This window comes from Planctobacterium sp. R6, from assembly GCF_055755215.1.
This window is the reverse complement of record NZ_JBVTQY010000080.1, coordinates 1-7,209: the sequence shown is the minus strand read 5'-3', so window position 1 is coordinate 7,209 and position 7,209 is coordinate 1. Positions and strand designations below refer to the sequence as shown.

Below are 7,209 nucleotides of genomic sequence, written 5' to 3'. Positions count from 1 at the left end.
TGGAACTTAATCCGGAGAGCAAAAAAGAAGCAGCTTAACGGCTTAGGCGACAACTACCTTGAAAAACGCCGATGATGCAACTTATCAGCAGTATCGGCAGGATATTATTAATGTGCTTACCGATGACTCTGTAAAATCAATGTCACTATCTCAACGGATTAGTATGGTCAGTCAAATGACAGAGAGGACTCTGGATTCCGTACTAAACAATAGTTTTGGTATTGAAGCTAAAACAAATAGTGAGTTGTCTATCCCGAATCCAGACATAGCGCGCAAGTAGCGCTATGTTTTATCACAAAAATCCGCAGATAGTTTTTAATCGGTTAACCTCAGGCTTTTCGTTAGGCAAATACGACAACCCATATTTTTGCATCATGCTATCAAACTTTTTCAAAAACGGGCAACGATACTCCTGATTTGGTGGCATCCATTGTGATGGTCCTTTGGCTGATTTTTCTCTGTTGGTATCGTCATCTACTATCAACAAATTGTCGGGGTCGTTTGCAAACTGAGCTTTCTTGTCTGGAGACCACTTCCATGATCCACGATCAAAGCTGTATTTAAGTGATACAATGTGGTCAATATGTACATCCCTTGCCAAGAAGAAAGTTTTGCCGGTGTATGGTCCTATCCAAAGACCAGTGCGTACTGTACATTTTTTTGAGTTTGTAAAAGTAACCGGAACTTGCGACTGTGCTATCAATAACTCATGGCGGGTATTTTGGCAATCCGAGTCAGTGTCATTCCAATGCGGATAATCGCGTCGATTATAAATGCGGCTATATTGGCGCCCTTCCCTATCAGCATCATTAATTGCTTGTTGCATAGTGCTATCAGAGGAAACATTGGTGCCAACGTAATTTTTGGGCAGTCTGCCACCACTTTGAAGACAGGCATTTAAGTCATCAAAAGCGGTATAGAGTTTAGTTTTTTCGTAATAACTACTGTGGGTATCATGACAAATACCTGAGCGACTCTTCTTAACCAGGGTACTGGCCTGCGCAGCCGTCATAAGGAAGATCAAAAATAGCATTATAAAAAAGTTTGTCATAGTTACCCCTAACAAATTACAAATCAATAAATAGGATCGATGTCAAAAGTCACCTGGTATTTACCAGCAATATTTTCAATTTTGTTTTTATGTAGTTTGACAAAAGTTGATATAGTTCCTTTAGTTTTACTATAAACTGGCAACTGTACGGTATATCTTCCTTTACGCTTAGGTATTGGGCCAGGAGTCACATCACCACAAATAATATTTGAGACGTGTTGTAAAATGTAATCTCGGACTTTCGACAACTGCCACATGCCAACATCCAGTGAAAATTCATGTAATTGTAACATCCCCATGGAATAGATTGGCGGGATCACAAATTCACTTCTTTCGCTGAGCAAACCGTGGGCTGTAGTTATATAGTCATTCTCTTTGATTGACACCAATAAAGAGTTATCAGGTTCAACGGTCTGAATAATAACTTTTCCAGGCCGCTCATCCCTTCGACCTGCCCTTCCAGAAACCTGATAGATAAGCTGCGACAAGCTTTCTTTAGCGCGAATATCCCCGCTGTTAAGTACATCATCTACACCGCATATTACGACTAAAGTAACATTAGGAAAATCGTGACCTTTTGTCAGAATTTGCGTACCAACTATTATCTGATGCAGCCCTTCGGAACAGGCTTTCAAAGTATTGGCCAGCACCCCTTTTTTACGCATAGCATCGCTATCGACCCTTGTTACGCTCGCTGATTCGAATTGCAATGTTAATTCTTTCTGAATACGTTCAGTTCCAACACCTGTAAACTCAAAATCATTGTTGTTACATGCTGGGCAACTAGTTGGCATTTTTGCTGATTTTGAACAGTTGTGACATTGCAATCGAGCGGACTGCAAATGATATACCATTGGTTTGTCGCAGCCCGAGCATATCTTGACCCAGCCACATGATGGACATCCAAGTACCGGCGCATAACCCCGACGGCCGATGTATACGATTACTTGTCCACCTCTAGCAATATGTCGACCAATTTCTGAGATTGTTTCGGTCGTTAAAGTAGCTTGCGTTGCTTTACCACGTACATCTTGAATTGTTATTTCAGGTAATGTTCCGGTAGCTCTCTTATTGAGAGTTAACAACTGGTACTTTTTGGCGGTAACATTGTATAGGGACTCAAAAGAAGGTGTAGCTGTAGCCAGCAAAACAGGTATCTTACATTGTGATGCTTTCACTATTGCAAGGTCTCTGGCATGGTAACTAAAGCTATTTTGTGTCTGCTTCAGTGAACTATCATGCTCCTCATCAATTATAATAAGCCCAGGATTGGCAAGAGGAACAAATACCGAGCTACGTGTCCCAATTATAATGGCTGCTTGCCCAAATCTTGCCATATTGTAACTATGTAAGCGCTGAGTATCGTTTAATCCAGAATGCATGACACATATCGGGACATTAAAAGCTTTTTCGAATCGTTCTATTAACTGCGGGGTTAATCCGATCTCAGGTAAAATGATCTGAACTTGTTTACCCTCTCGCAGTACATCCGCAATTAGATGAAAATAAACGTTAGTTTTTCCACTGCCGGTAATACCGTAAAGTAAAAATGGCCGTCTGTCATTTCGTGCCAAGGAAGAGAAGACAGAATCATAAACGCTTTGTTGTAATTCATTCATTGGTATCAATGAAAAAATAAGTTCGCTAATACCCCATTGTACAGAATGGTCTGCTGAATATTCTTGTGAACAGGTTATCAGTCCTTCTTTCATTAATTTTACGAGATCTCCTTTTTGCACCGTTGGAACTGTTTCTTTTATTGTTTTTAACGCGGCAGGTTCAACAAGTGCTCTTTTTATAGCTTGACGTTTTTTACCTTTTACAACGGATGATTGTCCAAGAGGTGTCAATTTATACAGGTCTTGTGATAATGGTTTACATAATGCGTCACCATTACGAAGGAGTTTAGGTAAAGCGGTGTTTAATACACAACCCAATGATACAGCATAATAGCTTGCGGCAAAATTTATTAGTTTAATGTCTGGTAACGTTGGTATGGAATCACACAGCTCAGAGATAGTTTTGGGTTTTCTTCCAGAATTAGTGTTGTTTGAATCTATAACTACGGCCATGCGAGTTGTGTTGTTGTTTTTGCCAAATGGCACTTTTACTCTACTCCCAGGTAAGACAGGGAATTTCGCTTCATACTCAAAAGTACGAGGAATGTTATTAAGCAAGGCGACATTAAATCTGTTCATAAGATCAGATACCGTTATAAAGTCATATCCAACATAATACAATATAATATTGTATTGATACAATAGAATAAAGAGATAAGACAAGAAAAGATAAGATAAGAGCTTACATAGAAAAATATCAAACTTTGTAAGTGATTGATAAATATATGAAATATTTAAACAGCAGTCGAATAAACATTACAGCATGATCTTTTCATTCCATTTTGATCTGTAATTGATTGATATATATACAATTACTGGGCTGGTTTGATCTTGGTTTTCATTCCGTTTGGATCTTTATAAGTTTTAGGGCTGAATGCTATTTTGGGTCCGAAAAGAGTGAATGATCAGAATAGTTTCGATAAAAGAGTGGTTATACACAGGCTAAAGATCAAATTGACATGATTAAAGATAAAGTGTCTGCTGGTATAGATTATTAATTCGCATGTTGTTGATTATTAACGATATTTCAAGGATCAAGTTAGAATGATTTTAGGATCGTTTTGGAATGATAATTATATAATTGTTGTCTATTTGCCTTAATATTGACCTCTTTGCTTTGAGCTAAGCACCTGTTTATAAAAACATTCCGTTCTGATCTTATTGCGATTATATGGTCACGGTGGTGTGAGTTATTACACTTTCGGCGATATGCCTTTACTACATTTTGCAGTGATTAATGAAACCTATTACATATTTATTGTTTTTTGTACGGATATAAAGCGCTATACGGGATCAGAATGGAATGAAAATAGTAAAACAGGATCATTTTGGAATGAAAATTGGACTTAGCAGGAGTATGGCGGTTGCTTTAAAGGTAGGATGATAGTTTTTCTCTTAGGTTTTAGGCCAAAACGGAATGAAAATGTTGTATCTGCCAGTGATTCGTGTGTTTTTCCACCTTTTTGTGTGAAGATGAAGCTGTCGAAGATCTAAATGGAATGAAAACAGTTGTGATTTTGCAATGTAATGGAATGAAAATAGCGCTGACAACGCGACGAAATGGAATGAAAATAGAGGTGTGATAGTACTATATCGGGAGGGTTAAACCCCTTATAATGCCTAACATATACTAGATAGGCATGTTATAGTGTTGAGGCGGTATACAACGACAAAATGGAATGAAAATAGTGTTCTATTGAACCGATTTTCCGGTAAAAGATCAATTTGGAATGTTTTTAAAAAAACAGGATCAAAATGGAATGAAAATAAATAATATCGATTGATTTTGTCGGTATATTCACCAAGATTAGCAGGCAACACAGCGAAGTGAATTAGAAGCACATGGCCAAATATGAATAGTCCAGAAAATTTAAAACATTTATTAAATGGCGTAATACCAGTAACTGAGTTACCAAAAAATAGTCGCTTTCACAAGCAACAAGCTCTTGTTCATATGAGCTTTAAGTCGGTTAAAATAAATCGCCGTCAACAAACTGTATTGCAAGCATTGTGGCCAGCCGTGAGACATCAGTTTTATGAAAATAATGAAGGTGTTGAGCCTACGATTGATTACCTTGAGAAACAAGGTAAGACTTTTAGTATACATAAGCACTGGTTTAATAATGTTTTAAAGTACAATAGCAAGAGTATTAATAACATTAATATCTTACGAAGATTATTTGAACCCTTAGTAAATCAGCCTGTAGAGTTAAATTTCTTAGGGCAATATGATGTTTGGGGAGATCAAGATCTCACTACATCGATTGCAAGACAAGAAAGGCGTGATTCAATTGATTTAAATGCCCTGATTGCTCGTTTTAGTATAGATGAAAAGAACCCTGATTATTTAAAATTTGAATTTACCTCTCCCGTGTTGTTTTTAGTGGTGGGGCCTAAAAATGTAGGTAAAACACATTTATTGTATGGTTCTTTACCAGTCGGCGCTTCTATGTTTATAGATGATGTGAATGCAGCTTTTGAAGCCGGGAAAGATGTAATTGGCCCCTACCCTATCGATAAGTTTAAGCAAATGCTGAATCAGAGTCCTAATCAGGATATTGGAGCTTTTATCAATAAGAAGTTGATCCCGACTGTTAAGTCAGTGAATGAACTGGAGTATTTTCCTTTTGAAATTGATATTGAGAAGAATAATATTATTAAGCACTTCGGGGATAATAAAGGTGTTGGTAGAAAACCTGTAATCGGGATTAGCCTCAGGTTTAAAAGAAAAACTGAATCTTGTGAGGTTGAGCATTATCATAAAATAAAAAGTGAGATCAATGAGTGTTGGATTGGAATGTTATCACTTGGTGTAGCAAATTCAGGTAAGGAAAAATGGATTGAGCAGTGTCGTCTTGAAGGACCAGGTTCACCATTTGACACTAATTATGCGCGATGGATGGTAAATGCTGGTAAACAATTAAAAGCATACCTGGAGTTCAGTCATATTATGTATAGCAAAACTTCAGATTCAGCTAAGTATCGACCAAAACCAGCGGGGTTTAATTTAGGAGGTTTGATTAACAAAGAGGTTGTGTCACAAAAACTGGAGTACCAGGCCATCCAGGAACTGGTTGATCACACTATCAAAATTATGATGCCTAGTGAGAGGAATGACGCTCATTACAACGAGGCCGAGGAAAATCGGAGATTGATCAAAAGAAAACTTCAACGATTGATCATTGAAGACACACTAAGGATGCTGGAAAAAGAGAGTGAATTTGAAGTAGTAAGATTAAGGGAAGATTATTTGATTTATCTTGATGTGTTTCAAAGTGTCAATAACACGACTACACCTCAGTTAACCACAGATGATTCGTTGTATGATTTGCCGGAACCGCATGTTAGGTATCTCTTTGGCTTTCTAACGGTTCATTACAAAACCATTGGGTATCACTCGTATATATCAGCGCTGTATAAACTCAGCCCAAGGGCGTTTACTTTTCATCAACAAAACTCAAAATACGGCTTGGAAAAAATTAAAAACGATATCTGATTCTTTTAAGTATGCAGTGAGGGCACATCTCACTGCGTGTTTCTCATAAACGCATCCTGCGAACTAATACTTCCTTACACGCTCCTTATAGTTATAACGTTTTTGATTTTATAGACAATCATGTAACTCTTTAATTGAAGTTTTCTTTCTTACCAATGTTAAAAAGGGCTAATACATTTAGCTTTTGATGTAAATATATTGAAATATGTGAAATGCTGAATTAATTCAATTCATTATGTAACCCAAATTATGAAAGGTTGAGGGTTTTTAAGTTCCAATTGGTATGTGTTGAATCCTCAACGGTTGAGGAATGCTAATCTCCAGTAGGTCTGTACCATATCCTCACCGGTTGAGGAAATCCAAATTTCAGTAGGTATTTGCTAAATCCTCAACGGTTGAGAAATGCTAATCTCCAGTAGGTCTGTTCCAAATCCTCAACGGTTGAGGAATTCTAAACTCCAGTGGGTCTGTGCCAAATCCTCAACGGTTGAGGAGTTCTAAACTCCAGTGGGTCTGAGCCGAATCCTCAACGGTTGAGGAATTCTAAACTCCAGTGGTGCTGTGCCAAATCCTCAACGGTTGAGGAATGCTAATCTCCAGTAGATCTGTGCCATATCCTCACCGGTTGAGAAAATCCAAATTTCAGTAGGTATTTGCTAAATCCTCACCGGTTGAGGAAATCCAAATTTCAGTAGGTATTTGCCAAATCCTCACCGGTTGAGGAAATCCAATTTTCAGTAGGTATTTGCTAAATCCTCAACGGTTGAGGAAATCCAATTTTCAGTAGGTATTTGCTAAATCCTCAACGGTTGAGGAATTCTAAACTCCAGTGGTGCTGTGCCAAATCCTCAACGGTTGATAAATGCTAATCTCCAGTGGGTCTGAGCCGAATCCTCAACGGTTGAGGAATTCTAAACTCCAGTGGTGCTGTGCCAAATCCTCAACGGTTGATAAATGCTAATCTCCAGTGGGTCTGAGCCGAATCCTCAACGGTTGAGGAATTCTAAACTCCAGTGGTGCTGTGCCAAATCCTCAACGGTTGA

The 7,209-nt window shown here is 38.0% G+C and carries 4 protein-coding genes; 2 read left to right on the top strand and 2 right to left on the bottom strand.

The genetic code is table 11. The annotated features are described in order from the left end of the window. Window positions 1-58: 58 nt before the first annotated feature. Window positions 59-280: a hypothetical protein gene (locus tag AC0J20_RS23070; RefSeq protein ID WP_473023565.1), complete on the top strand. Its 222-nt coding sequence runs from the start codon at window positions 59-61 to the stop codon at window positions 278-280. Between the two features lie 12 nt (window positions 281-292). On the opposite strand, the gene AC0J20_RS23065 is transcribed toward AC0J20_RS23070, so the two are convergent. Beyond that, complete coding sequence (locus AC0J20_RS23065; RefSeq protein WP_473023564.1) at window positions 293-1,051, bottom strand: HNH endonuclease family protein; 759 nt, start codon at window positions 1,049-1,051, stop codon at window positions 293-295. 23 nt (window positions 1,052-1,074) lie between these two features. Then, window positions 1,075-3,249, bottom strand: coding sequence for a replication restart helicase PriA (gene priA, locus AC0J20_RS23060; protein ID WP_473023563.1), 2,175 nt, complete (start codon window positions 3,247-3,249; stop codon window positions 1,075-1,077). A gap of 1,273 nt (window positions 3,250-4,522) precedes the next feature. Between priA and AC0J20_RS23055 the strand changes: the two genes are divergently transcribed. Further along, complete coding sequence (locus tag AC0J20_RS23055; protein WP_473023562.1) at window positions 4,523-6,166, top strand: hypothetical protein; 1,644 nt, start codon at window positions 4,523-4,525, stop codon at window positions 6,164-6,166. Window positions 6,167-7,209 lie beyond the last annotated feature (1,043 nt).

Bases quoted from the DNA above. Each gene is read 5' to 3' on its own strand.
- AC0J20_RS23055 (WP_473023562.1), top strand. From the start codon at position 4,523: ATGAATAGTCCAGAAAATTTAAAACATTTATTAAATGGCGTAATACCA.
- priA (WP_473023563.1), bottom strand. From the start codon at position 3,249: ATGAACAGATTTAATGTCGCCTTGCTTAATAACATTCCTCGTACTTTT.
- AC0J20_RS23065 (WP_473023564.1), bottom strand. From the start codon at position 1,051: ATGACAAACTTTTTTATAATGCTATTTTTGATCTTCCTTATGACGGCT.